22 protein-coding genes are annotated in these 25,304 nt (G+C 71.5%); 10 read left to right on the forward strand and 12 right to left on the reverse strand.

Going from position 1 to position 25,304, the window contains the following annotated elements:
• The first annotated feature begins 24 nt into the window (after positions 1 to 24).
• The gene (locus tag AAW13_RS02925) at positions 25 to 1,176 is read left to right on the forward strand and encodes a FecCD family ABC transporter permease (protein WP_046731871.1); all 1,152 of its coding nucleotides are present in this window, start codon (positions 25 to 27) and stop codon (positions 1,174 to 1,176) included.
• A 1-nt stretch (position 1,177) separates the two neighbouring features.
• On the opposite strand, the gene AAW13_RS02930 is transcribed toward AAW13_RS02925, so the two are convergent.
• The gene (locus AAW13_RS02930) at positions 1,178 to 2,221 is read right to left on the reverse strand and encodes an NAD(P)-dependent alcohol dehydrogenase (RefSeq protein WP_046731870.1); all 1,044 of its coding nucleotides are present in this window, start codon (positions 2,219 to 2,221) and stop codon (positions 1,178 to 1,180) included.
• Between the two features lie 174 nt (positions 2,222 to 2,395).
• On the opposite strand from AAW13_RS02930, the gene AAW13_RS02935 reads away from it, so the two are divergent.
• Positions 2,396 to 3,316 (forward strand): helix-turn-helix domain-containing protein, encoded by a 921-nt coding sequence (locus AAW13_RS02935; protein WP_046731869.1) that lies wholly within the window; start codon positions 2,396 to 2,398, stop codon positions 3,314 to 3,316.
• Between the two features lie 82 nt (positions 3,317 to 3,398).
• Here the strand turns inward: AAW13_RS02935 and AAW13_RS02940 are convergent, their stop codons facing one another.
• From AAW13_RS02940 to AAW13_RS02960, 5 genes are all read right to left on the reverse strand, one after another.
• Positions 3,399 to 6,710: a S8 family peptidase gene (locus tag AAW13_RS02940; RefSeq protein ID WP_046731868.1), complete on the reverse strand. Its 3,312-nt coding sequence runs from the start codon at positions 6,708 to 6,710 to the stop codon at positions 3,399 to 3,401.
• 231 nt (positions 6,711 to 6,941) lie between these two features.
• Complete coding sequence (locus tag AAW13_RS02945) at positions 6,942 to 7,625, reverse strand: ABC transporter ATP-binding protein (RefSeq protein ID WP_046731867.1); 684 nt, start codon at positions 7,623 to 7,625, stop codon at positions 6,942 to 6,944.
• Positions 7,626 to 7,855: 230 nt separating this feature from the next.
• Positions 7,856 to 9,337, reverse strand: a complete 1,482-nt coding sequence (locus AAW13_RS02950; protein WP_046731866.1) for an ABC transporter permease — start codon at positions 9,335 to 9,337, stop codon at positions 7,856 to 7,858.
• Positions 9,338 to 9,490: 153 nt separating this feature from the next.
• Positions 9,491 to 10,735 carry a L,D-transpeptidase gene (locus tag AAW13_RS02955; protein ID WP_240528519.1) on the reverse strand — a complete coding sequence of 415 codons (1,245 nt, stop codon included), beginning with the start codon at positions 10,733 to 10,735 and terminating at the stop codon, positions 9,491 to 9,493.
• Between the two features lie 221 nt (positions 10,736 to 10,956).
• Positions 10,957 to 11,301 carry a hypothetical protein gene (locus AAW13_RS02960; RefSeq protein ID WP_046731865.1) on the reverse strand — a complete coding sequence of 115 codons (345 nt, stop codon included), beginning with the start codon at positions 11,299 to 11,301 and terminating at the stop codon, positions 10,957 to 10,959.
• A gap of 109 nt (positions 11,302 to 11,410) precedes the next feature.
• On the opposite strand from AAW13_RS02960, the gene AAW13_RS02965 reads away from it, so the two are divergent.
• The gene (locus AAW13_RS02965) at positions 11,411 to 11,728 is read left to right on the forward strand and encodes an LAETG motif-containing sortase-dependent surface protein (protein WP_079178688.1); all 318 of its coding nucleotides are present in this window, start codon (positions 11,411 to 11,413) and stop codon (positions 11,726 to 11,728) included.
• Positions 11,729 to 11,769: 41 nt separating this feature from the next.
• Positions 11,770 to 12,552, forward strand: a complete 783-nt coding sequence (locus AAW13_RS02970) for a hypothetical protein (RefSeq protein WP_240528520.1) — start codon at positions 11,770 to 11,772, stop codon at positions 12,550 to 12,552.
• Positions 12,553 to 12,668: 116 nt separating this feature from the next.
• On the opposite strand, the gene hutH is transcribed toward AAW13_RS02970, so the two are convergent.
• The 3 genes from hutH to AAW13_RS02985 all read right to left on the reverse strand — a co-directional run bounded on the left by hutH (position 12,669) and on the right by AAW13_RS02985 (position 16,399).
• The gene (hutH, locus tag AAW13_RS02975; protein WP_046731862.1) at positions 12,669 to 14,207 is read right to left on the reverse strand and encodes a histidine ammonia-lyase; all 1,539 of its coding nucleotides are present in this window, start codon (positions 14,205 to 14,207) and stop codon (positions 12,669 to 12,671) included.
• Positions 14,208 to 14,283: 76 nt separating this feature from the next.
• Positions 14,284 to 15,429: a GGDEF domain-containing protein gene (locus tag AAW13_RS02980; RefSeq protein WP_046731861.1), complete on the reverse strand. Its 1,146-nt coding sequence runs from the start codon at positions 15,427 to 15,429 to the stop codon at positions 14,284 to 14,286.
• Between the two features lie 175 nt (positions 15,430 to 15,604).
• A complete protein-coding gene (locus AAW13_RS02985) occupies positions 15,605 to 16,399 on the reverse strand; it encodes an enoyl-CoA hydratase/isomerase family protein (RefSeq protein ID WP_046731860.1) in 795 nt (264 codons plus the stop codon).
• Between the two features lie 215 nt (positions 16,400 to 16,614).
• On the opposite strand from AAW13_RS02985, the gene AAW13_RS02990 reads away from it, so the two are divergent.
• Positions 16,615 to 17,172 (forward strand): hypothetical protein, encoded by a 558-nt coding sequence (locus AAW13_RS02990; RefSeq protein ID WP_240528524.1) that lies wholly within the window; start codon positions 16,615 to 16,617, stop codon positions 17,170 to 17,172.
• Positions 17,173 to 17,530: 358 nt separating this feature from the next.
• Here AAW13_RS02990 and AAW13_RS02995 read toward each other — a convergent pair whose 3' ends face one another.
• A complete protein-coding gene (locus tag AAW13_RS02995) occupies positions 17,531 to 18,637 on the reverse strand; it encodes an adenylate/guanylate cyclase domain-containing protein (RefSeq protein WP_046731859.1) in 1,107 nt (368 codons plus the stop codon).
• Between the two features lie 286 nt (positions 18,638 to 18,923).
• Positions 18,924 to 19,799: a biotin--[acetyl-CoA-carboxylase] ligase gene (locus AAW13_RS03000; protein WP_046731858.1), complete on the reverse strand. Its 876-nt coding sequence runs from the start codon at positions 19,797 to 19,799 to the stop codon at positions 18,924 to 18,926.
• A gap of 110 nt (positions 19,800 to 19,909) precedes the next feature.
• On the opposite strand from AAW13_RS03000, the gene AAW13_RS03005 reads away from it, so the two are divergent.
• The 4 genes from AAW13_RS03005 (at position 19,910) to AAW13_RS03015 (ending at position 22,582) form a co-directional block, all read left to right on the forward strand.
• Positions 19,910 to 21,502: an acyl-CoA carboxylase subunit beta gene (locus AAW13_RS03005; protein WP_046731857.1), complete on the forward strand. Its 1,593-nt coding sequence runs from the start codon at positions 19,910 to 19,912 to the stop codon at positions 21,500 to 21,502.
• A 17-nt stretch (positions 21,503 to 21,519) separates the two neighbouring features.
• Positions 21,520 to 21,732, forward strand: coding sequence for an acyl-CoA carboxylase epsilon subunit (locus AAW13_RS03010; protein WP_046731856.1), 213 nt, complete (start codon positions 21,520 to 21,522; stop codon positions 21,730 to 21,732).
• 95 nt (positions 21,733 to 21,827) lie between these two features.
• Entirely contained in the window at positions 21,828 to 21,956 is a 129-nt protein-coding gene (mmpB, locus tag AAW13_RS47360; protein ID WP_107483225.1) for a morphogenic membrane protein MmpB, read from the forward strand.
• Positions 21,957 to 21,979: 23 nt separating this feature from the next.
• Positions 21,980 to 22,582 carry a Maf family protein gene (locus tag AAW13_RS03015; RefSeq protein WP_046731855.1) on the forward strand — a complete coding sequence of 201 codons (603 nt, stop codon included), beginning with the start codon at positions 21,980 to 21,982 and terminating at the stop codon, positions 22,580 to 22,582.
• Here the strand turns inward: AAW13_RS03015 and AAW13_RS03020 are convergent.
• The gene (locus tag AAW13_RS03020; RefSeq protein WP_046731854.1) at positions 22,554 to 23,117 is read right to left on the reverse strand and encodes a hypothetical protein; all 564 of its coding nucleotides are present in this window, start codon (positions 23,115 to 23,117) and stop codon (positions 22,554 to 22,556) included. The two genes, AAW13_RS03015 and AAW13_RS03020, sit on opposite strands and share 29 nt — an antisense overlap.
• Before the next feature lie 372 nt (positions 23,118 to 23,489).
• Here AAW13_RS03020 and AAW13_RS03025 point away from each other — a divergent pair, with 372 nt between their 5' ends.
• Positions 23,490 to 25,262 (forward strand): acetyl/propionyl/methylcrotonyl-CoA carboxylase subunit alpha, encoded by a 1,773-nt coding sequence (locus tag AAW13_RS03025; RefSeq protein WP_046731853.1) that lies wholly within the window; start codon positions 23,490 to 23,492, stop codon positions 25,260 to 25,262.
• Positions 25,263 to 25,304 lie beyond the last annotated feature (42 nt).

Genomic DNA, 25,304 nt, shown 5'->3' on the forward strand with positions numbered 1-25,304 from the left:
GCGGCACGACTGCCCGCAGCTGGGATGAGTGACAAGAGCGCGGGCGGCTGGGACGAAACGGCCGGACAGCGTCCCGTCAGGGGCGCGGGGAACGGCGCGCCCAGCCCCCACCAGCCCGCAGAGACAACCGCGCTCCACCCCCACCGGCCCGCCGGGACATACGCGCTCCGCCCCCACCCCCGCTTCTCCCTCCTCCTCCACAGACGGTCGGTGATCGTCGCCCTCGGGCTGCTCGCCCTCCTCGCAGCCGCCCTGACCGCCTCCGCCTGCCTCGGTCAGACCTACGTCCCGCCCCTCGACGTCTGGCGCACCCTCCGCGGCGACCCCACCCCGTACGCCCTGGTCGTCGGCGAACTGCGCGTGCCCCGCGCAGCGGTCGGCGCCCTCGTCGGCGTGGCCCTCGGCCTCGCCGGGGCCCTCGTGCAGACCGTCACCCGGAACCCGCTGGCAAGCCCGGATGTCATCGGCGTGGGGCACGGCGCCGCCGCCGCGACCGTGCTCGCCCTGGCCACCGGCGTCACCGCGGCCCCCGCCGCGATGCCCCTCGTGGCCGTCGGCGGGGGCCTGGCCGCCGCCGCCCTCGTGTACGCGCTGGCCTGGCGCCACGGCATGCGGCCCGCCCGCTTCGTGCTCACCGGTGTCGGTGTCGGCGTCGCGCTGTCCGCCGTCGTCCAGCTGTATCTCACCGACAGTGAGCTGGACGCGGCCGAGCAGGTCAAGCTGTGGCTGACCGGCAGCCTGAACGGCCGCGGCTGGGACCAGGCCGGCCCGCTCGCCGTCGTCCTGCTGCTCACCCTGCCGGGACTGGTGTGGGCGGCCCGGGCCGCGCGCCCCCTGGGGCTGGACCCCGACACTGCCGCCGCCCTCGGTCTGCGGGTCGGCCGCGCCCGCCTCGGCCTCACGCTCCTCGGCGTCGTGCTCGCCGCCACCGCCACCGGCGCCGCCGGGCCGATCGGGTTCGTCGCGCTGACCGCGCCCCAGCTGGCCAGGCGGCTGACCCGCACCCCGCAGCTCCCGCTGGTCTGCTCGGCGCTGACGGGCGCGGTCGTGCTGGTGACCGCCGACCTGGCGGCCCGCACCCTGGTCCCTCCGCTGGAGATCCCGGTGGGTGCGCTGACCTCCCTGGTCGGCGGTCCCTATCTGCTGTACCTGCTGGGCCGCGGGCGGGCGCGCTGACTCAGATCGTCGCGGTGTCGATCACGAAGCGGTAGCGGACGTCACTGTTGACGACCCGGTCGTACGCCTCGTTGATCTGGTCGGCGCTGATGAGTTCGATCTCCGCGCCCAGGTTGTGCTCGGCGCAGAAGTCGAGCATCTCCTGGGTCTCCGGGATGCCGCCGATTCCGGAGCTGCTCAGGCTGCGGCGGTTGCCGAAGACGGAGGAGAGCAGGATGTGCACGGGCTCCTCGGGGATGCCGACGTTGACCATCGCGCCGTCGGTGCGCAGCAGCGACAGGTAGGCGTCGAAGTCCAGCGGGGCCGACACCGTGTTGAGGATGATGTCGAAGGTGCCCTTGAGCTCCTCGAAGGTCTTCGGGTCGCTGGTCGCGCGGTAGTGCGTGGCGCCCAGCTTCAGGCCGTCGTCCTTCTTGCGCAGGGACTGGGACAGGACGGTGACCTCGGCGCCGAGCGCGGCGGCGATCTTCACGCCCATGTGGCCCAGGCCGCCGAGACCGACGACCGCGACCTTCTTGCCGGGACCGGCGTTCCAGTGCTTGAGGGGGGAGTACGTGGTGATGCCGGCGCACAGCAGGGGGGCCGCCACGTCGAGCGACAGGCCGTCCGGGATGCGGACGACGTAGTTCTCGTCGACGACGATCTTCTGCGAGTAGCCGCCGTAGGTGGGCCGGCCGTCCTTGCCGACGGCGTTGTACGTCCAGGTGGGGCCGCCGCCGGTGCAGTACTGCTGGAGACCGGCCTTGCAGTTGTCGCACTCGCGGCAGGAGTCGACCATGCAGCCGACGCCCACCCGGTCCCCCACCGCGTACTTGGTGACACCCGTGCCGACCTCGGAGACGACGCCCGCGATCTCGTGACCGGGCACCATCGGGAAGATCGCCGTACCCCAGCCCTCGCGGGCCTGGTGGATGTCGGAGTGACAGATACCGGCGAACTCGACGTCGATGAGCACGTCGAACTCGCCGACCGCGCGCCGCTCGATCGTGGTCCGCTCCAGCGGGGCCTTGGCGGCGGGCGCGGCGTAAGCAGCAACAGTGGACATGAGGGGGGTTCTCCTAGGGATGACGTCGCGCCCGGTTGCCTTCTTCCGTTCCGGGCACGCTTCCAGCCTCCCCCACGCTACGTCCGTCACCCAGCCCCCGCCTCTGCGTACGTCCGCTGTGCCTACCACTGGCGGGGTCAGGTTCCGGTGCGTACGACCGTGAATACTGGAGGTATGGAAGACCACCCCCTGCCCGCCTCCCCGGCCCTGGACCGGCCGTCCCTCTCCCCGTCCCTGGACCGGCGTGCCGAGCTGAGCGAGTTCCTGCGCAGCCGGCGGGCCCGGCTGCGCCCCGCCGACGTGGGGCTGCCGGACTTCGGGCGGCACCGCAGGGTGCCGGGGCTCAGGCGGGAGGAGCTGGCGCAGCTGGCCGGGGTGTCGGTGGCGTACTACACGCGCCTGGAGCAGGGCAACGGACGGAACGTGTCGGCGGAGGTGCTGGACTCGATCGCCCGCGCGCTGCGGCTCTCCGACGCGGAGCACGCGCACCTCACCCATCTCGCCAAGGGCAAGCAGCACAAGAAGAAGCCGTCGGGGCGGCCCCAGCAGGTGCGGGCGCCGCTGGCGCAGCTGCTGGACGCGATGGAGGGCGTGCCCGCCTACATCGTGGGGCGGCGCTCGGAGATCCTGGCGTGGAACCGGCTGGCGGCGGCGGTCTTCGGCGACTGGGCGGAGCTGCCGGCCGCGGAGCGCAACTGGGCGCGGCTGACGTTCCTGCGTCCCGACTACCGCGATCTCTTCGTCGACTGGGAGCAGAAGGCGATCGACATCGTGTGCCAGCTGCGGATGGACGCGGGCTGCTATCCCGACGACACCCGGCTGTCCGCGCTGGTGGGCGAACTCTCCGTGAAGAGCGAGGAGTTCCGCCGGCTGTGGGCGACGCACGACGTCAAGGAGAAGAGCCACGGGCTGAAGCGGATGCACCACTCGCTGGTGGGTGAGCTGTCGCTGAACTACGAGTCGTTCCGGATGCCGGACGACATGGACCAGGCCCTGGTCACGTACCACGCGGAGCCGGGTTCGGCGTCGGCGGAGGCGCTGCGGCTGCTGGCCAGCTGGGGCCGGGACGCGACCCGGGTGCCGTCCGCCCCCTGACCTCCCCGCACGGGGAACGGCCCGCCGGAAGCCGCGCTTCCGACGGGCCGCTCGCTGAGGGTCTACTCGGCGGCTGACGCGCTCACTTGGCGTAGTACGCGTTGTAGATCGAGATCGTCGACCGGTTGCCCTTCTTGTCGGCGATCTTGGCGTGGAACGAGACTGCCTTGCCCTTGGCCGGGTTCTTGACGGTGATCTTGCCGTGGCTGACCGTCAGCTTCTTCCAGGTCTGGCCGTAGTCGTACGACACGTAGACCGTCAGGGACTTCAGGTTGCGGCCGGCGGCCGAACCCTCGACGGTGACCGGGAAGGTGACCGTGCTGCCCGCCGTGACGCGGCTGTCGAGACCGGTCTTGGCGCCGAAGTGGACGGTGGAGGCGGGCAGCTTGGCCGGCACGCCGTTGCCCGGCTTCTTCGAGTGGAAGGTCCAGCTCGCGTCGATCCGGGTGGAGGCGGCCGCGACCTTGACCGAGCGGATGACCGAGGTGGTCAGCTTGTACTCGGCGTCGCCGGACGGCACGGTGAACAGGCCGTCGCCGAACAGCGGGTCCTTGTTGGAGCCCACCTTGGTGCCGTTGCGGTACAGGGTGGTGTTCACCGACAGGAAGTCGGAGGACCCGGGGTGCTTGGCGCTGTCGGAGAACAGCGGGACGATGCCGTAGATCTGGTTGCCGTCCCGGTAGAGCCCGTACTCGGAGGTGAGGTGCGGGCCGAACACGGCGGTGTTGAAGGTGTTCTGGTAGGTCTTGCCGGCCTGGTAGGCCTTCGCTTCGCCGACGGTGTAGTAGGCGTCGGCGACCGGGAAGCCCTGGGCGTCGTGGGAGCCGAACTGCATGGCGTCGAAGGCCCACTGGGCGTGGTCGGCGGTGGAGAGGTGGAAGGTGCGGGAGCCGGGCAGCTTCTGCTCCACGGCGTCGCCCATGACGACGTCCTCGCCGACGACACCCCACGGGGCGACCGCGCCGGTCTTGCCCGGCGCGGACGCGCCGACGGTGTTCCGGACCGTGGCCAGCTCGCCGGCCTTGAAGTGCCGGACCTTGCCGGCCTGGAACTTCCTTACCAGGGCGCTGGTGGCGACGTCGTACTCCTCGTCGGCGCCCTTGGTGAACTGGCCGCTCCAGGTCTGGGTCAGGCCGTCCGTGACCTCGCCGCCCAGCGGCGCGGTCCGGATCTTGTCGAAGGTGTCGAAGCCGACGCCGAACCCGACGCCCGCGGGGTCGTACATGTAGTCGATGGTCGCGGAGTGCGGCTGGGCCTGCGCGTCCGGCACGGTGATGTCGGACGCCTTGGTGGTGCGGGCGTCGACGGTGACCGTGAGGTCCCTGGTGACGCTCAGCTTCGGCTGGACCAGCCAGTCGAGACCGCCGTCGAAGGTGGTGAGGTCCTTCGCGATCCAGGCGTCGAGCAGGTACGTGCCCTTCGGCACCCGGATCGTGGTGGTGCCGGAGTCGGACACCGGCACGTTGATCGCGCTGCCGCTGCCGAGGCCCGCGTAGCCGACCAGAGCGGTGTTGTAGACGCCGGTCGGGTTCCCGTCCCGCCCGATGTGCTTGACGGTCACGCTGTACGACTGGACCTCGCGCTGGACCGCGGCCGCCGTACGGACGGTCTGGCCGCCGCCGGTCGCCGTCACGTACGCCGAGTAGCCGCCGTCGAGGGTGCCGCCCAGCTTGGTGTCGACGGTGACGTCGACGGAGGCCGTGCCGCCCGCCGGTACGGTCACCTTGGTCGCGCCCAGCTTGAAGAAGCCGGCCGGGGCCGTCGCGCCCTTGGGGTCGGTGGCGGTCGCCGCGAGGCTGAGGGTGACGTCCTTGGTGCCGAGGTTGCGGTAGGTCAGCTGCTTGGTGACCGGGGTGTCGTCGGTGTGCGGCCACTGCTGCACTCCGAAGTTGACCGACGACGGCTCGGCGAGCACGGTCTGCTTGATGGCCTTGTCGACGGCGATCCGGCCCGTGCCCTGCTGGAACGGCGAGTACTTGCCGCCCTTGGCGGAGCCGGTCAGGGCCGCCTTCAGCTCCTGGTAGCCCCAGTCCGGGTGCTCCTGCTTGAGGATCGCGGCGGCGCCCGCCACGTGCGGGGTGGCCATCGACGTACCGGAGATGGTCAGGTAGCCGGCCGGGTTCTCGCCGACCTCCTGGTCGATGAGGCTGCCCTTGGCCGCGGCGGCGGTGATGTCGACGCCCGGCGCGGTGACGTCCGGCTTGAGGGAGCCGTCGGCGGCGGGGCCGGTGGAGGAGAAGTCGGCGAGCTTGTCGTTGCCGTCGACGGCGCCGACGGTGAGCGCGGACTCGGCGCTGCCCGGCGAACCGATCGACTGGGGGCCCTCGTTGCCCGCGGCGATCGCGAACAGGATGCCCTTCTCCTTGGAGAGCTTGTTGACCTCGGCCTCCAGCGGGTCGATCTCCGGGGAGTCGTAGCCGCCGAGGCTGAGGTTGACGACGTCGGCGCCCTCGGCCGCCGCCCACTCCATGCCGGCGAGGATCCCGGAGTCGTCACCGGAGCCGGTGTCGTCGAGGACCTTGCCGTTGAGGATCTTCGCGCCGGGTGCGACACCCGTGTACTTGCCGTGCGACTTGGCGCCGGTGCCGGCCGCGATGGACGCGACGTGCGTGCCGTGGCCGAAGTGGTCGGAGGCGTCGGTGGCCGTGGTGAAGTTCTTGGAGGCGATCACCTGGTCCTTGAGGTCCGGGTGGGTGGTGTCCACACCGGTGTCCAGGACGGCGATCTTGACGCCCTTGCCGTTGTAGCCGGCCGCCCACGCCGTGGGGGCGCCGATCTGCGGCACGGACTTGTCGAGGCTGGCCTTGCGGACGCCGTCCAGCCAGACGTGCGCGATACCGGAGGCCGCCCTGTCGCCGTCGGTGACGGCGTCCCACAGCTCGGGTGTGTCCTTGACCGGGGTCTGCACGGCGTCCGCGTTGAGCGCCTTGAGGCTGTGCCGCAGGGTGCCCGCGTCCCGGACGTCGGCCTTGGCCGCGGGGGCGGCACCGCTGTAGCCGACGATGACCTTCAGGCCGTTCTTCTGTGCCCTGCGGGTCGCGGCCTTGTTCAACTCGGTGACGTCGAACAGCCGTTGGTCCAGCTTTCCGGAGGCCACCAGTTGGACGGCGTCACCGGGCACGACGAGGGTGTGTCCTTCGATCTTGCTGATCCGGAACGGTATGTGCTCGCGCCCCTTCGCCCGGTCCAGGCCGACGACGCGGCCCTTGGCGTCGAGGGCGACCCGGTCGCCGGTGATCAGGGTGACGTGCTGCTTGGCGGTGAGCGAAGAGCGGGCCGCGGCGACGGCCGAGGCGGCTCGCGGTTCCGGCTTCGCCGACGCCGGGCTGGTCATGCCCGCGGCGAGGGCCACGGCCGCGGCCGTGGCCACGGTGGCGCCGGCGGCTCTTTTCACTTGTCTGCGCAAGACTCCCCCTGGGAGACGGTGTGCCGGGCGAATTCCCCGTTCACCCGGCCGGGGGAAGTCTCGTACGCACATACGTCAACCCCCCGGAACACGGAGTATGCCGGGGGGTGATCAGCGGCCTCAATAGATGAGAGACCGGTAAGAAGAGCGCGCGGGATTTGTTACCCGCCGGGGCTGACACCGTTACACAACCGCGCGGTCAGGCTGTGGAGTTCGGTGTTATGCGCCGGCGTTCTCCTTGACGGTGATCTTGCCCTTGCGGATGGTCGCGAGGCGCGGGGCCTTCTTCGCGATCGCGGAGTCGTGGGTGACCATGATGAAGGTCAGCCCGTGCTCCTTCCACATGCGCTCCAGTACGTCCATGATCTCGTCGCGCATGCCCTCGTCGAGGTTGCCGGTGGGCTCGTCGGCGAGCAGCACCTTGGGCTGCTTGACCAGGGCCCGGGCGATGGCGACACGCTGCTGCTGGCCGCCGGACATCTCGCCGGGCAGGTGGCCGAGGCGCTCGCCGAGACCGACGGACGTGAGCGCCTCGGCGGCGCGCTCCCGGCGCTCCCTGGCCTTGACGCCGAGGGGGACGAGGGCGGTCTCGACGTTCTCCTGGGCGGTGAGCGTCGGGATCAGGTTGAAGGACTGGAAGACGAAGCCGATGCTCGCGCTGCGGACCGCCGTGAGCTTCGTCTCGGAGAGCTTGGCCAGGTCGGTGCCGTCGAGGACGACCTCGCCCGAGGTGGGGCGGTCCAGCCCGCCGAGCATCTGGAGGAGCGTGGACTTGCCGCCGCCGGTGGGGCCCTGGATGACCAGGCGGTCGCCGTCGGCGATGGTGAGGTCGATGCCGTCGAGGGCGCGGACGGTGTCCTTGCCGCGCGAGTAGAGCTTGGTGACGTTTCTGAGTTCGTACATGGGGACTCCTGGAGGGTTTTTGGGGTAGGGCGGTCGGTTGTCGGCTGCGGGCCGGTGGGGGTCGCTCGCGCAGTTCCCCGCGCCCCTTCCCAGCCGCGGGCAGTCGTGCCGCTGGGGCGATGGGGGTCCCCCCGCTCGAGCGAAGCCGAGAGTGGGGGACGGTGGGCGCGGGCGGCACCCGGCAAGCGCCGGTGAGCGTCCCCACCGCCCCCAGCCGCATCCGGCGTCGGCTACTCCACGCGCCGCAGTGCGTCCGCCGGGCGCAGCCGCGACGCGCGCCAGCCGCCGAACGCGCCCGCGATCAGGCCGCCGGCCACCGCGAGGGCCACCGCGAGGACGATCGTCGTCACGCTCACCGGAGCCGTCAGGGCGACCTCCAGGGTCTTCGCGGTCCCCCGGCCGGGGCCGAAGCCGCCGCCACCACCGCCGCCGAACCCACCGCCGCCGGGGCCACCCCCCGTGTTACCGCCGCCGCTGCCGAGGGAGGCCTCCAGGGTGGGGCTGATCTCGGTCACGACGTACGCGCCCGCGAGGCCGAGCGCGATCCCGAGCGCGCCGCCGACCAGGCCGTTGACCATGGCCTCGCCGATGACCTGCCGGGTGACCCGGCCGGACTTCCAGCCCAGCGCCTTCAGGGTGCCGAACTCGCGGACCCGGCGGGAGACCGCCGACGAGGTGAGCAGACCGGCGACCAGGAACGCGGCCACCAGCACCGCGATGGACAGCCACTTGCCGACGTTGGTGGCGAGGCTGGAGGCGGTGGAGAGGGAACCGGAGACCGTCTTGGCGAGGTCGGCGGAGGTGGTGACCGTCGTACCCGAGACGTTCTTCTGGATGGCGCTCTTGACGGAGTCGATCTGCTGCGAGTCGGTCGCCTTGACGTAGATCGTGGTGACCTTGTTCTTCTCACTGGCCAGCGTCTGCGCCTGCTGGAGCGGGATGTACAGGTTGGCCGCGGAGTCACCGGAGTTGGCGGTGGCGATGCCGATCACCTTGAACTTGACGCTCTTGATGGTGACCGTGGAACCGACCTTGTACTTCTTCTGCTTGGCGTAGGCCGAGTCGGCGACGACGACCTTCGCGTTCGCCTCGCTCGACTTGAAGGTACGACCGCTGGTGATCTTCGACGAGGTCAGCGGGCCGAGGTCGGCGTTGGCGACGTCGGTGCCGAAGACGCTGTAGCTGTTGACGTCGAAGTTGGCGCCGCCGCCGCGGACCTCGCCCTGCGGGGCGCCGGAGCTGCCGCCGCCCGGGAAACCGCCGCCGTTGCCGCCGGAGTTCTGGTTCTGCTGGAACTGACCGCGGGTGAACTGACCACTGATCTTGACCACGTTGAGGCTCAGCCCGCCGACCGCGGTCGAGACGCCCTTCTGGCCGGAGACCTTGGTGACGGTCGAGGAGGCGAGGGTGGTGAACCCCTGCACCATGACGCGGTCACTGCTCTGCGTCTTCGCCGAACCGCTGTTCTGCGCGTCGAAGTTGAAGCGCGGACGTTGGGAGCTGCTCGCGGTGGCGGAGGCGGCCTTGGTGACCGTCATGTCCGTGCCCAGGCCGTACAGCGACTGGAGGACCTTGTCCTGCGCCTTCCCCATGCCGGAGGACACGGAGGTGACCACGATGACCAGTGCGATGCCCAGCGCGAGGCCGGAGGCGACGACGAGAGCCGCCTTTCTGCGGCGGCGCAGTTCGCGCCTCAGGTAGGTGAAGAACATGACCGCAAGGTAGGGACGCACCGTGATGGCTCTATAAGGCCGAAATAAGAGAAGCATGAGAAGGCTGTGGCGGACCCCAGAAATGCCGGTGCCGCCCCTGGGGGCGGCACCGTGAAGCTGTGGGGCGGCTGTGCGGCGGGCCGCCCGGACCGGTCAGACGGCCGAACCGGCCTTCCAGGCGGCCCAGTTCATGTTCCAGCCGTTGAGGCCGTTGTCGGGGGCCACGGTCTTGTCGCCGGTGTTGGAGATGACCACGACGTCACCGACGATCGAGTGGCTGTACATCCAGTAGGCCGGCGTGCTGGTGTCGTTGGCGCCCTTGGTGTCGGAGAGGCCGACACAGCCGTGGCTCGTGTTCACGGCACCGAAGATGGACTTGGCGCCCCAGTAGTTGCCGTGCAGGAAGGTGCCGGAGCTGGTGAGGCGGATGGCGTGCGGCACGTCCTTGATGTCGTACTCGCCCTTGCCGTCGCTGTCGGTGAAGCCCACGGTCGCGCCGTTCATGCGCGTCTCCTTGAACTTCTCGGACATCACCATGACGCCCTGGTACGTCTTGTTCTCCGGCGAACCCGCGGAGATCGGGATGGTCTTGACGGTCTTGCCGTCCTGGGTGACCTTCATCTCCTTGGTCTTGGCGTCGACGTAGGAGACCTGGTTGCGGCCGATGTGGAAGGTGACCGTCTTCTGCTGGACGCCGTAGACACCGGAGGCGCCCTCGACACCGTCGAGCGCCAGCTTCAGCGTGACGGTGGAGTTCTCCTTCCAGTAGTCCTCGGGGCGGCAGTCCATGCGCTGGGTGGAGAACCAGTGGCAGGCGACCTCCTGGCCACTGGTGGTGCTGACCGTGATGCCCTTCTGGACGGCGGCCTTGTTGGTGATCTGCTTGTCGAAGTTGATCGACACGGGCATGCCCACGCCGACGGTCGAACCGTCCTCCGGCGTGAAGCTGCCTATGAAGCTGTTGGCCGGGGAGACCGTGGTGAAGGACGCGTTCTCGTGCGCGACCAGGCCCGCGGAGTCCTTGGCCTCGGCGGCGACCTTGTAGGTGGTGGACCGCTCCAGCTGGGCGGAGGGCTTCCAGCTCTTCTTGTCGGCCGACAGCGCCCCGGAGACCGCCTTGCCGTCGGCGGTGGTCATGGTGACGCCGGTGAGCGTGCCCTTGCTGACGGTGACGGCCGCCGAGTTGTTGATCGACGCGTTGCTCGACCCGTCCTTGGGCGTGATCGTGATGTCGGCCTGCGACGACTTCTTGGCCGCCGCCTCGTCCGCCTGGGCCTGGGTGCTGGTGTCGCCGCCGGACGCCTTGTCGTCGCTGCCGGAACACGCCGTGAGCACCAGAACACCACCGAGCAGTGCGGACGCGGCCACCAGGCCCTTGCGCCGCTTACTGTCCGTCATCACACGCTTCTCCATCGTTGCCGAGTCCGCGAACACACCGGGAGTCCCCGTCAGGAAGTCTCAACGCTCCGGCCGCGCCGCCCCGTTCCGCATTCCTGGGATCTGTGGGGCACACCACGTCCGCCGGGGCGGCCGGTGCGCGAGGGTCGGTCCGAGCGTCCTTCGGACGACGAAACCCCGGACGGCCGTTGCCGTCCGGGGTCACTGGTTCCCCGGATCGCTCAGCCGATGCCGTCCTCTTCTTCGTCGTCCTCGCCATCATCCTCGTCGAGATCCCACTCCGGCGAATCCGGATCGTAGGAAATCCGCTCGCTGGACCAGGAGGCCTGCTGGAGCTCGACCCCGGGCACCTCGCTGACCAGGTCGAACGGATCCACCAGGTAGGCGACGGCCTCGGCGGTGTCTTCCGTCACAGCCGCCTCGGCATGGGTCCGCTCCTCGTCGGGCAGCTCGGGGTCCTCGGCGATCCGGTCCAGCGCGGCCTTGGCGACCTCGGAGGCGTCCTCGACCTCGAGGACCAGTTCCACCCGAAGCCGTACAAAACGTGATGTCTCTGGAGTGCTCATGACCGGAGCGTACGACCGAAACCTCCCGTGACTTTCCCGTGACCCGCGACTTTCACTAACATCTGCCCACACGGCCAATTCGCCAGCGTCACAAGGGGATCGATATTCCGTGTCATCCGTTCGCCGCCCGTTGCTGACCGCCACCGCCGCAGGCACGCTCCTGTGCGCGCTGTGGTTCGTCCCGTCCGCCAACGCGTCCCAGGACGCCCCGGCGAGAACCAGCACGTCGGAGGGCACCGCGACGCGGGTCACCCAGCAGGCCAGGGCGCTCTCGGTGGCGACGTCCGAGGCGACCGGGGACGCCACCCGGCTCGCCGACACCGGCAGCCCGAACACCACCCCGTACGTCGTCGGCGGGACCCTTTTCCTCGCGGTCGGCGCGGGCTTCGTGGTCTATTCGGTCCGCCGCGAACGGCTGGAATTTTAAACAACTTGACCACTCCTTGACCGAGGACTCAGAGTCCTCTCATGAAGAGATCATCGGGCGTGCGGATCTGCGCCCTCGCCGTCGGCGGCACGCTGTCCCTCGCCCTCGTCACGGGCTGCTCCGGCGGGAGTTCGGAGGAAGAGTCCGCGCGGAAGTCCACCGCTCCGTCCGTACGGGCGCTGAGCGCCACGCAGTTGAAGCAGCGCATCCTCGCGCAGGGCGAGGTGGACGGCTACAAGGTCAACGCGGTCGGCGACGGCGCCCCGGTCAAGAGCAAGGTGCGGACCAGCGACGAGAAGTGCCGGCCGCTGGCCTACGTCCTCACCGGCCTGGCCCCGGCCGACGCGCCCGCCGAGATCGGCCGCACGGTGCGGGAGGACAAGAAGGACCCGACCGACGACGCGACCTCCCTCGACGACCTGGCCGACGGCAAGTTCGAGAGCGCGCTCAAGGACTCGCTGAACCTGGACGTGACGTCCCTGGACCTGTCGTCGTACGACGGCCGGGGCGCCGAGGACGCGATGAAGGCGGTCTCCACCGCGCTGAAGGACTGCGCGGCCGGCTTCACCGGCGGCACCTCCGGCGACGAGCAGAAGATAACGAAGGTGACGGCGGTCAAGCCCTCGGGCGCCGGCGACGAGTCGGTGGCCTTCACTGCGATCACCGACATGGACGGCGACAAGGCCCCGCTGCACGCGGAGGTGGTCCGCCACGGCAACACCCTCGCGACGTACTTCACGATGAACATCGGCGCGATGATGGCCGGCAAGACCTACACGGTCCCGCAGACGGTCATCAAGGCCCAGTCGGCGAAGCTGAACTGACAGCACCTCCTGAGGGGCGCTGCCGAAGCGCCCCGAAAGGAGCGCTGGGGGCATCCCCGGCCGGAGGCTGGGGGAGGAAGCGCGCGACCAGCCCCCACGCACCCGCACGGAACGACCTACCGCAACGGCCCGGTCACCGTCTCCACCGCCGCGACGACTCCCCCGCCCCGCACGAACTCCTCCGCCGCCGCCAGATCCGGCGCCAGGTACCGGTCAGGCCCGGCCCCCCGCACCCCCGCGGAGCGCGCCGCCTCGATGACCGCGCGCGACGCCGGCGCCGGCGTCAGTCCCTCCCGCAGCTCGATCGCCCGGGTGGCCGCGTACAGCTCGACCGCGATGACCCGCGTCAGATTCCCCACCGCCGTACGCAGCTTGCGCGCGGCCGACCACCCCATCGACACGTGGTCCTCCTGCATCGCCGAGGACGGGATCGAGTCGGCGGACGCCGGAACGGCCAGCCGCTTCAACTCGCTGACCAGCGCCGCCTGCGTGTACTGCGCGATCATCAGCCCCGAGTCGACGCCCGCGTCGTCCGCGAGGAACGGCGGCAGACCGTGGCTGCGGTTCTTGTCGAGCAGCCGGTCGGTGCGCCGCTCGGCGATGGACCCGAGGTCGGCCACGGCGATGGCGAGGAAGTCGAGGACGTAGGCGACCGGCGCCCCGTGGAAGTTGCCGTTGGACTCGACCCGTCCGTCGGGCAGCACGACGGGGTTGTCGACGGCGGAGGCCAGCTCGCGCTCGGCGACCAGCCGGGCGTGCGCGAGGGTGTCCCGCCCGGCCCCGGCGACCTGCGGGGCACACCGCACGGAGTACGCGTCCTGGACCCGCGGCGCGTCGTCCTGGTGATGCCCGGTCAGCTCGGAGCCGTCGAGCACGGCGAGCATGTTGGCGGCGCTGTCGCCCTGCCCGGGGTGCGGGCGGATGGCGTGCAGTTCGGGCGCGAGCACCTTGTCGGTGCCGAGCAGCCCCTCCAGGCTCAACGCGGCCGTGACGTCGGCGGACTTGTAGAGCATGTCGAGGTCGGCGAGGGCCATCACCAGCATGCCGAGCATGCCGTCGGTGCCGTTGAGGAGGGCGAGCCCCTCCTTCTCGCGCAGCTCGACGGGCGCGATCCCGTGCTCCGCGAGCAGTTCACCGGCGGGCCGTACGACCCCGTCCGGGCCCTCGGCGTCGCCCTCCCCCATGAGGGTGAGAGCGCAGTGGGACAGCGGGGCCAGGTCGCCGGAGCAGCCGAGGGAGCCGTACTCGTGGACGACCGGGGTGATGCCGGCGTTCAGCACGTCGGCCATGGTCTGCGCGACCTCGGGACGCACACCGGTGTGTCCGGAGCAGACGGTCTTCAGCCGCAGGAACATCAGGGCCCGTACGACCTCGCGCTCGACCCGCGGCCCCATGCCGGCGGCGTGCGAGCGGACGATGTTGCGCTGTAGCTGGGCCCGCAGCTCCTGGCTGATGTGCCGGGTCGCGAGAGCGCCGAAGCCGGTGCTGACGCCGTAGACGGGGTCGGGCTTGGCCGCCAGCGCGTCCACGATCTCCCGGGCCGCGCCGAGCGCCGCGACCGCCTCCGCCGACAGCTCCACGCGGGCGCCGCCGCGAGCCACGGCGAGAACGTCGGACGCGGTGACGCCGGACGTCCCCACCACCACAGTGTGCATATCCATATTCAGGATCGTAAGCACTGAATGCGGCTGCTGTCACTAGTGGGGTGCGGGGTTGCCCCTTACTTCTGCGTCACAGTCCCCGGCGTCCCCGGAAGCTGCGCCGCTCGGCCCGCTCCGGCGGGGGCGCGTCCGCCAGCCGTACGACGGGATCGTCCGGCCCCTCCCGCCCGGCCACCACCGGCCGGTCCGCGCGGAGCGCCTTGGCACGGTACTGGGCGGCGTCGGCGAGCCGGAACAGGCGGCGGGCCGAGCGCACCGGCCCGATCGGGTCCGCGGTCGAGGCGACCCCGCACGCGACCCCCTCCCCCAGCTCCAGTTCTGCCGCCCGGCGACAGAGTTCGTCGGCGGCCTTGACCACGTCGTCGGCCGGCGGACCGACCGCCAGCAGACAGAACTCGTCCCCGCCGAGGCGCGCGGCGAGGGCGCCCGGGAGCATCGCCCCGCACAGGGACAGCACCGAACCGAAGCGTTCGAGGAGCCGGTCGCCGACGGCGTGACCGCGGGTGTCGTTCACCTTCTTCAGCCCGTTGAGGTCGCAGACGACCAGACTGACCACGGCGCCGTCCGCGCGGTGCCGGTCGATCGCCTCGTCGAGGCGCGCGTCGACGGCCCGCCGGTTGGCGAGACCGGTGAGGGCGTCGGTGTATGCGAGCCTGCGGGCCTCCTCCAGCCGCTCGGTCTGGGCGATCCCGGCGGCGACGACGGAGGCCAGGACGGTGGCGAAGTCGGCGTCGGCGCGGTCGAAGACGGGGGCGTGGGCGGCGCGGGCGACGTACAGCTCGCCCCAGGCCCTGCCGTGCAGCACGATCGGGGCGACCAGGCAGCAGCCGCGGCCCCGGCGGCGCAGGGCGTCGACGCGCCGGTGGGAGTAGCCGGGGCGGCCGGCGGCGGCGCCCTCGGCCGTCTCGACCCAGGCGTTGGGGCCGCCGCCGCCCGCCCAGCGTTCGTGCAGGAACTCGGTGATCTCCGGGAACTGGTGCACCGGATAGGCCTCGGCCTCCGGGAACTCCTCCTCGTCCGGGGCACGCTCCCCGACGTTCACGAGGACCCGCAGCCGGCCGAGGTCGCGCTCCCAGACGGAGAGCGCCGCGAAGCCGCCGGACAGGGCGCGGCAGGCGCCGGTGGCGGCGGCGTGCCAGCACTCACGTGGGGTGTGAGCGGCAGCCATGCCCTGCGCCAGCGTCACTACGGCGGCGAGGCGGTTGTCATCACCCATTACTCCAGGTTAGGGATGATTTGCTGCATTCGGGACTCTGGTGCGGCGAACAGGTGTTGCGACTGATCGCCCCGTCGCGGACCGCGGGCCGGTGGCGGCTGCTCGCGCAGTTCCTCCCCCGGCCTCCGTCCGGGCGTACCCCGGCGCCCCTGCCGGGCGCCGCACAGCCGCTCCCCTACTCCCCCGGCCACTGCGGCGGACGCTTCTCGTTGAAGGCCGCCACACCCTCCGCGCGGTCGCCGGAGAAGGCCACCGATCGCCAGGCCGCGTCCTCGACCTCCAGGCCGGTCCTCAGGTCCAGGCCGTGCCCGAGCCGCAGCGCCCGCTTCGCCGCGCGCAGCCCCACCGGCGAGTTCGCCGCCATCCGCGCCGCCAGCGCCAGTGCCGCCTCCCGGTCCCGCCCCGGCTCCACCAGCTGGTCGACCAGGCCCAGTTGGTGCGCCTCCGGCGCCTCCACCCGCCGGGCCGAGAAGATCAGCTCGGCCGCGCGGGCCGCGCCCACCCTGCGGGGCAGCAGCTGCGTGCCACCGCCGCCCGGGATCACGCCCACCGACACCTCGGGCAGGCCCACCACGGCCGTACCGTCGGCCACGATCACGTCGCAGGACAGCGCCAGCTCGAAGCCCCCGCCGAGGGCGTAGCCGTGCACGGCGGCGATCGCCGGCATCGGCAGTTCCAGCACGCCCGTGTACGCCCCGCGCGACAGCGGCCGCGACCGGAGCAGCTCCGCGTCGGTCATGGAGTTGCGCTCCTTGAGGTCGGCGCCGACACAGAACGCCCGCTCGTGCGAGGAGGTCACCACCACCACCCGGGCGTCCCGGTCGGCGCTCAGCGCGGCGCACGCGGCCACGATCGAGCGGGCCATGTCCGCCGACACCGCGTTCATGGCCTTGGGCCGGTCCAGGACCAGCTCCGCCACCTGACCGTGCCGTCGCACCAGTACGAACTCCCCGAACCGCTCCTCGCTCACGACACCCTCCGGTTAACGCGGGTTAACAGCCTGGCCCCGATCATCGCAGCCGGGGCGGGCCGGGGAAAGGGGCACCGGCGGACCCCGGACACCGATCGGCCCCGCAGACCCCCGTTCGGGTGACATCCCGGGAGACTCCCGGCGCACACCCCACAGGAGCGCATAACGTGCGCTCGCCATGGCACATCGGGGAGGCACGGCGGGGAGGGAAGGTCATGACGGGAACGTCCGCAGTCCGGCGCCGGGGGCGGCACCGCAAGCCCCGGCCCCGCAAGGTGCTGCTCGCCACCGGAGGGCTCGCGGTGGCCGCGGGTGTGCTGAGCCTCGTACGGCTGGCGCCGGACGGCGGCGGGGCCGGTGCGCCCGGCACGGCGGAGGCCGAGCCCCGGCTGGATCCGACCGCCGACGCGACGACGGCCCGCTCGGCGAACGCGGCCGCCACCATCGGCTCGGTCCCCACGGCCGCCCCGTCCGCGGCCGGCGGCACCGCGGGCGCGAGCCCCGCGCCGACGTCCACCACGGCGGGCGGTACGGCCGCCGCGTCGCCCTCGCCCTCGGCCTCGCCCACCGCCCTGCCCAGCACGGTCACGGTCCCGACGACCGTCCCGGCGGGGCCGGCCCGCCCACCGGACACGCCACCCCCCGCGACCACCACCGCACCGACCACGACCACCACCCCGCCCCCCGCCCCGACGCCCGGCACGCACCGGCCGACCGGCACCGTCTGCCTGCCGATCGTCGGCCTGTGCGTGAACCCGCTCACGACCGGCTAGGGACGTCCGCGGATCAGCTCACGGGGAGAGGTCACGGTGCCGCACCGGCCGGGATCACCCCCTGTCCACGGACCAACCCCCACCGGGCGGCCTCCGGACGGTCCGGCGGACCAGGTCGCGGTGACGCACCAGCAGAACCGGCCCGTGCCCGCGGACGGAGCCACCGGACGGCCTCCAGGCGCCCGGCGGACCAGGCGAAGTGCGGGAAGCGGTAGCGGTAGCAGTAGCAGTAGCAGTAGCAGTAGCGATAACGGTAGAAGCGGCAGCGGCCGTAGCGGCGGCGGTCCAGGGGGCCGGGGTGAGGGTGTCGCCCTCGGTGTCGGTGCGCACGGCCGTGGGCACCGGTGTCGGCCGGCGGCTAGGGCTCCCCGTCGCGGCGGGTCAGGAGCCACGGTTCCACGACGCCCAGGCCGCGCACCGGACGCTGCCACATCGGCTGGAGCGCGAAACGGTAGGTGGGGGGCTCCTCGCCCTCCTTCTCCGCCGCCGCGGCCGCCTCGGCGGCCTCCGCCTCCGACGCGGGGGCCTCACCGGAGCGGATCAGCTCCTCGGCGAACGCGGAGTCGACGAGCACGGCGTCCCTCGGGGCTATGGAGGTCAGCCGGGAGGCCAGGTTCACGGTCGTACCGAAGACATCGCCCATTCGGGTGGTGACGGTGCCGAAGGCCATCCCGACCCGCAGCTCCGGCATGGTCTCGTCGTGCGCCATGGTCTCCACCAGGCGCAGCGCGATGTCGGCGGCGACACCGGAGTCGTCGGCGGCGTACAGCACCTCGTCACCGAGAGTCTTGATGAGCCGGCCGCCACGGGCCGCGACCAGGTCGGCGGCGGTGGTCTCGAAGGCCTCGACCAGCTCGCCGAGCTCCTCCTCCTCCATCCGGCGGGTCAGCCGGGTGAACCCGACGAGGTCGGCGAAACCGACGGCGAGCCGCCGGTCGACCATCTCCTCGTCGTCGGCGGCCTGCACGACCCGGCCCGCCGAGGCGGCCAGCTGGCGGCGCCAGACGTAGACGAGGAACTCCTCCAGCTCGGGCAGCAGCAGCTCGACGATCGGATACGTGACCTCGGTGCGGGTCATGCCCGGCTCGGGGGGCTCGGTCAGGCCCTCCAGGAAGGAGTCGATCTGCCATTCCGCCAGACGGGCGGTGGTCTGCCCGGTCGACCGCGCCACCTGCACCGCCATGGCCTCGCTGAGCAGGCCCGCCTCGACGAGACCGGCGAGCCGGCGCAGGGCCAGCACGTCGGCCTCGGTGAGCGCCTTGGCCTGTCCGATGTCCGCGAAGCCCATCGCCCGCCAGAACCTCGACGCCAGTTCCATGGAGACACCGGCGCTGCGGGCCGCCTGGAACGGGGTGTAGCGGCGCTCGGCCCCGAGGATCAGGCCTTCGAGGCGCAGCGCGAGGGGGTCCTCGCCGGAGTCGGCGGCGTCCGCGCCCTCGCCGGAGCCCGTGTCGTCGACGGTCACGCCTGCTGCCTTTCCGATCTACCGCGGTCGCATACCGACCGGCCTCAACTCTACGGCAGGTGTGCGGTAGCTCACTTCGTGAGGTAAGCCGACATCGGGGTGGTGGGGGTCGGTCTCCACGTGAGGTAAGCCGACATCGGGGTGGTGGGGGTCGGTCTCCGGGTGCGGGTGGGTGGGGGCCGCTCGCGCGGTTCCTCCCGCAGTCTCCCGCCGGGGGACCCCCGGCGCCCGTTACGAGGCTCTGCCCTTACGAAGCGCGCTGCCCTTACGAGGCGCTGCCCATCTCTCACGCCGGACGCAGGTGCACGATGTCGCCCGCGCCCACCGGCTCCTGCACGCCCTCCTTCGTGGCGATCACCAGCCGCCCGTCGCCGTCGACGGCCACCGCCTCCCCGACCAGCGACCGGTCCCCCGGCAGCTCGGCCCGCACCGACCGCCCCAGCGTCGCGCAGCCCGCCGCGTACGCCTCCTGGAGCCCGCTCACGGCCGGATCGCCGCCCGCGGCGCGCCACCGGCCGTACCAGTCCTCCAGGGACCGCAGAACGGCCCGCAGCAGGGTCTCCCGGTCCGTGCTCACCGCCCCGGCCAGCGCCAGCGACCCCGCCTGGGGCACCGGCAGCTCCGTGGCGCGGAGCGTGACGTTGATGCCGACGCCGACCACCACGCCGTCCTCACCGGCCCGCTCCGCGAGGATGCCACCGGCCTTGCGCTCCTCGCCGTCCACCGTGACCAGGAGGTCGTTGGGCCACTTCAGCGCCGTGTCGACGCCCGCCGCCCGCGCCAGCCCGGTCGCCACCGCCACGCCCGTGAGCAACGGCAGCCATCCCCAGCGGGCCACCGGCACCTCGGCCGGCTTCAGCAGCACCGAGAAGAACAGCCCGGAGCGCGCGGGCGCGGTCCACTGGCGGTCCAGCCGCCCCCGCCCCGCCGTCTGCTCCTCGGCGACCAGCACGACCCCCTCGTCGGCGTCCCCCGCGAGGGCCCGGGCCACGAGATCGGAGTTGGTCGATCCGGTACGCGGCACCACCACGACGTCGCAGTAGAGACCCCCGTGTCCCCCGTCCCGCACCAGGGCCCTGCGCAGTCCCGTCTCCTTGAGCGGTGGACGGTCCAGGTCGGACCAGGGATTGTTGTTGGCGTCTGCTGCATCTCGCGGCGTCATGCAAGCCACCCTAGGTGTGTTGTACGCCGCACTGCCGTTTGGTAGGTGCCCCACTACGCTACGGATGAGTAACCGTCCCCCCTTTTGAGCAGGCAGGGAGCCGCATCCCGATGTCCGAGCCGGAAGAGATCGACATTCACACGACCGCGGGCAAGCTCGCGGATCTCCAGCGCCGTGTCCACGAAGCGACACACGCCGGTTCGGAGCGCGCGGTCGAGAAGCAGCACGCCAAGGGCAAACTGACGGCCCGTGAGCGGATCGAGCTGCTCCTCGACGAGGACTCCTTCATCGAGCTGGACGAGTTCACCCGGCACCGCTCCACCAACTTCGGCCTGGAGAAGAACCGCCCCTACGGCGACGGTGTGGTCACCGGCTACGGCACCGTGGACGGCCGTCCGGTCGCCGTCTTCTCCCAGGACTTCACCGTCTTCGGCGGCGCCCTCGGCGAGGTCTACGGGCAGAAGATCGTCAAGGTGATGGACTTCGCCCTGAAGACCGGCTGCCCGGTCATCGGCATCAACGACTCCGGTGGCGCCCGCATCCAGGAGGGCGTCGCCTCGCTCGGCGCCTACGGCGAGATCTTCCGTCGCAACACCCACGCGAGCGGCGTGATCCCGCAGATCTCGCTCGTCGTCGGCCCCTGCGCGGGCGGTGCCGTGTACTCCCCGGCCATCACCGACTTCACGGTCATGGTCGACCAGACCTCGCACATGTTCATCACAGGCCCGGACGTCATCAAGACGGTCACCGGCGAGGACGTCGGCTTCGAGGAGCTGGGCGGCGCCCGTACCCACAACTCGGTCTCCGGCGTCGCCCACCACATGGCGGGCGACGAGAAGGACGCCGTCGAGTACATCAAGCAGCTGCTGTCCTACCTGCCGTCCAACAACCTCTCCGAGCCCCCGCTCTTCCCCGAGGAGGCCGACCTCACGGTCACCGCCGAGGACCTGGAGCTGGACACCCTGGTCCCGGACAGCGCCAACCAGCCGTACGACATCCACACCGTGATCGAACACGTCCTGGACGACGGCGAGTTCTTCGAGACGCAGGCGCTGTTCGCGCCGAACATCGTGACCGGCTTCGGCCGCGTCGAGGGCCACCCGGTGGGCATCGTCGCCAACCAGCCGATGCAGTTCGCCGGCTGCCTGGACATCAAGGCGAGCGAGAAGGCGGCCCGCTTCGTGCGCACCTGCGACGCCTTCAACGTCCCGGTCCTGACCTTCGTCGACGTGCCCGGCTTCCTGCCCGGTGTCGACCAGGAGCACGACGGCATCATCCGCCGCGGCGCCAAGCTGATCTACGCCTACGCGGAGGCCACCGTCCCACTGATCACCGTCATCACCCGCAAGGCCTTCGGCGGCGCCTACGACGTCATGGGCTCCAAGCACCTGGGCGCCGACCTCAACCTCGCCTGGCCCACCGCCCAGATCGCCGTCATGGGCGCCCAGGGCGCGGTCAACATCCTGCACCGCCGCACCATCGCGGAGGCCGAGTCCTCGGGGACCGGTGAGGCCGTCCGGGCGCAGCTCATCCAGGAGTACGAGGACACTCTCCTCAACCCCTACACGGCGGCCGAGCGCGGTTACGTAGACGCCGTGATCATGCCCTCCGACACCCGCCGGCACGTCGTACGGGGTCTGCGTCAGCTGCGCACCAAGCGCGAGTCCCTGCCCCCGAAGAAGCACGGCAACATCCCCCTCTAAGGAACCGAGGAGCCACGGTGACGATCAAGGTCGTACGGGGCAACCCCACCCCGGAGGAACTGGCCGCCGCACTGGCGGTCGTAAGAGCACGCGCGGCCGCCATGGCGGCGGCCGTCCCCGAGCAGGCCACGGGAGACAAGGACGCCTGGTCGGACCCGGCACGCATCGCCCGGCGCCGCTTCCCGCTGCCGAGCCAGACGGCGTGGACCCGCACCTACTGGCCCGGCTAGCAGCCACCCGGACCGGGCACCGAGCAGGTCACCGGGCTCCGATCTGAGTACCCCTACTCAGGCGCCCGCCCCCGGCCGGGCCGCACGCTGGTGACATGCTCTGGTCGGACCCCGAAGACGAGCCGCCGAAGGAACTGCGGGACATGCAGAACACACTCCGGCGGCTCGGCGTCTTCCTGGCTCTGGCCATGCTGCTGGCGATGATCGTGCTGGGCGTCAGCTGAACCGCAGCCACTACGCTGACGCCATGCGCAGACTCGTCCTCGCCTCCCAGTCCCCCGCCCGGCTGAACCTGCTGCGTCAGGCCGGTCTCACCCCCGAGGTGATCGTCAGCGGCGTCGACGAGGAGGCCGTCACCGCCCCCACCCCGGCCGATCTGGCCCTCGCCCTCGCCGAGGCCAAGGCGTCCGTGGTCGCCGCCCGTCCGGACGTCCAGGGCGCGATCGTGATCGGCTGCGACTCGGTACTGGACCTCGACGGCCAGGCGCTCGGCAAGCCGGCCGACGCCGAGGAGGCGACCGCCCGCTGGAAGGCGATGCGCGGCCGGGCGGGCACCCTTCAGACCGGGCACTGCGTGTGGGACACGGCGGCCAAGCGCTGGGTGTCGGCGACCGCCTCCACCGTCGTACGGTTCGGCGAGCCCACCGACGAGGAGATCGCCGCGTACGTCGCCACCGGAGAACCCCTCTACGTGGCGGGGGCCTTCACGCTGGACGGCCGCAGCGCGCCGTTCGTCGAGGGCATCGACGGCGACCACGGCAACGTGATCGGCATCAGCCTGCCCCTGGTCCGGCGGCTCCTCGCCGACCTGGGCGTGGGCATCACGGAGTTGTGGGCGCCGGCGGGGTGACGGGTCCGGCGGGTGGCGTGCCGTCCTTGCGGAGCGCCGGTGCCGGGTCCCCCTCGGGACCGGGTCCGGTCACGGCGCCGTCGTCGCCTCCGCTCGCCCCACCTGGCCCACCCGGCCCGCTCGTCTCGCCCGCACCGGTGTCGTCCGTCCGGTCGTACGTCATCAGGAGCAGGACGACGAGCGCGAGGACGACCACCATGTACAGGAACGCGTTCCAGCCGACCAGGCCCCACGACACGGCGCCCAGCAGCGCGTGCACGACCGCCACGCTGATCAGCAGCACCCGGCCGAAGCCGGCCGGCGGGCGGTTGCGCACGGCCACCAGCAGGGCCACCAGGGCGCACAGCGCGAAGTAGAGGCCGAAGACCACGGCGCCGATCCGCGCGGACATCGACATCCGGTCCGCGTCGAGGCCCGCCAGGGACATGTGCTGGCGGTCGACGGCGACCGCCATGAACCAGTTGAGCGCCGCGATGCCGAGTGCCTCGGCGAAGAGTATGACCGCCACGACCCACGCCACCGGTCTGCGCACCACCGGTCCACCCACTTTCGTCCCCGGCACTAGTGAGCCGGTGTTACTTGAAGTTCGTTCAAGACATCGCGAACGCTACTAACGGGTAAACCCGGGGACAAGGGTCCGGTCGCCAGCAAAGAATCGTTGGGCCATTCGTAGGGACTCGACAAAGAAACGGAGTGGGGCGCGGCACGCTCTCACAGAGACCTTGACCACACGACGGGGCTAGGGTTTCCCGAAGGAGTCCTGCGTACCGTGGTGCGACAAGGACTTTCGCGGGTCGGGCGAGCCTCGCATCACGCTCCGTGTGGGCAAGCTCACCATTGGGGACGGGTCGAAGTGCCGTGTCGGCCTTCCCTAAACTCGGCTTGTTTCAAGGAGGGAGCCTCAATCGTGCGCAAGGTGCTCATCGCCAACCGTGGCGAAATCGCTGTCCGTGTGGCCCGGGCCTGCCGGGACGCGGGGATCGCGAGCGTGGCCGTCTACGCGGATCCGGACCGCGACGCTCTGCATGTCCGCGCCGCGGATGAGGCGTTCGCCCTGGGCGGTGACACCCCGGCCACCAGCTACCTGGACATCGAGAAGGTCCTCAACGCGGCGCGCGAGGCCGGGGCGGACGCCGTTCACCCGGGCTACGGCTTCCTCTCCGAGAACGCGGAGTTCGCGCAGGCGGTCCTGGACGCGGGCCTGACCTGGATCGGTCCCCCGCCGCACGCGATCCGCGACCTGGGCGACAAGGTGGCGGCCCGTCACATCGCCCAGCGCGCCGGTGCCCCGCTGGTGGCCGGCACCCCGGACCCGGTCTCGGGCGCCGACGAGGTGGTGGCCTTCGCCGAGGAGCACGGCCTGCCGATCGCCATCAAGGCCGCCTTCGGCGGTGGCGGGCGCGGCCTGAAGGTCGCCCGCACCCTGGAGGAGGTCCCGGAGCTGTACGACTCCGCCGTCCGTGAGGCGGTGGCCGCGTTCGGCCGCGGCGAGTGCTTCGTGGAGCGCTACCTGGACCGTCCGCGGCACGTGGAGACCCAGTGCCTGGCCGACACCCACGGCAACGTGGTCGTCGTCTCCACCCGTGACTGCTCGCTCCAGCGCCGCCACCAGAAGCTCGTCGAGGAGGCCCCCGCGCCGTTCCTCTCCGACGCCCAGGTCGCCCAGCTGTACCGCGCCTCCAAGGCCATCCTCAAGGAGGCCGGCTACGTCGGCGCCGGCACCTGCGAGTTCCTGGTCGGCCAGGACGGCACGATCTCCTTCCTGGAGGTCAACACCCGCCTCCAGGTCGAGCACCCGGTGACCGAGGAGGTCGCCGGCATCGACCTGGTCCGTGAGATGTTCCGGATCGCCGACGGCGAGGCGCTCGGTTACGACGACCCCGAGCTGCGTGGTCACTCGTTCGAGTTCCGGATCAACGGCGAGGACCCGGGCCGCAACTTCCTGCCCGCCCCCGGCACCGTCACCCGTTTCGACGCGCCCACCGGCCCCGGTGTCCGCCTGGACGCGGGTGTGGAGGCCGGCTCGGTCATCGGCCCCGCCTGGGACTCCCTGCTGGCCAAGCTGATCGTCACCGGCCGCACCCGCGCCGAGGCCTTGCAGCGGGCCGCCCGCGCCCTGGACGAGTTCCAGGTCGAGGGCATGGCCACGGCCATCCCCTTCCACCGCGTCGTCGTCCGCGACCCGGCGTTCGCGCCCGAGCTGACCGGCTCCGAGGACCCCTTCACGGTCCACACCCGCTGGATCGAGACCGAGTTCGTCAACGAGATCAAGCCCTTCGCCGCCCCGGCCGACGCCGAGGCCGACGAGGAGACGGGCCGTGAGACGGTCGTCGTCGAGGTCGGCGGCAAGCGCCTGGAGGTCTCCCTCCCGGCGTCCCTGGGCATGACCCTGGCCCGCACCGGACTGGCCGCGGGCGCCAAGCCGAAGCGCCGCGCCGCCAAGAAGTCCGGCCCGGTCGCCTCCGGCGACACCCTCGCCTCGCCCATGCAGGGCACGATCGTCAAGGTCGCGGTCGAGGAGGGGCAGGAGGTCAAGGAGGGCGACCTGATCGTCGTGCTCGAGGCGATGAAGATGGAGCAGCCTCTGAACGCCCACCGCTCCGGCACCGTCAAGGGCCTCGCCGCCGAGGTCGGTGCCTCCCTCACCTCCGGCGCCGTGATCTGCGAGATCAAGGACTGACCCACCCGGACCGCACGCACCGCCCGGCGAACGGCATCCGCC

Origin of the sequence: Streptomyces humi (assembly GCF_001005085.2) — a bacterium.
GTDB classification, from domain to species: Bacteria; Actinomycetota; Actinomycetes; order Streptomycetales; family Streptomycetaceae; genus Streptomyces; species Streptomyces humi.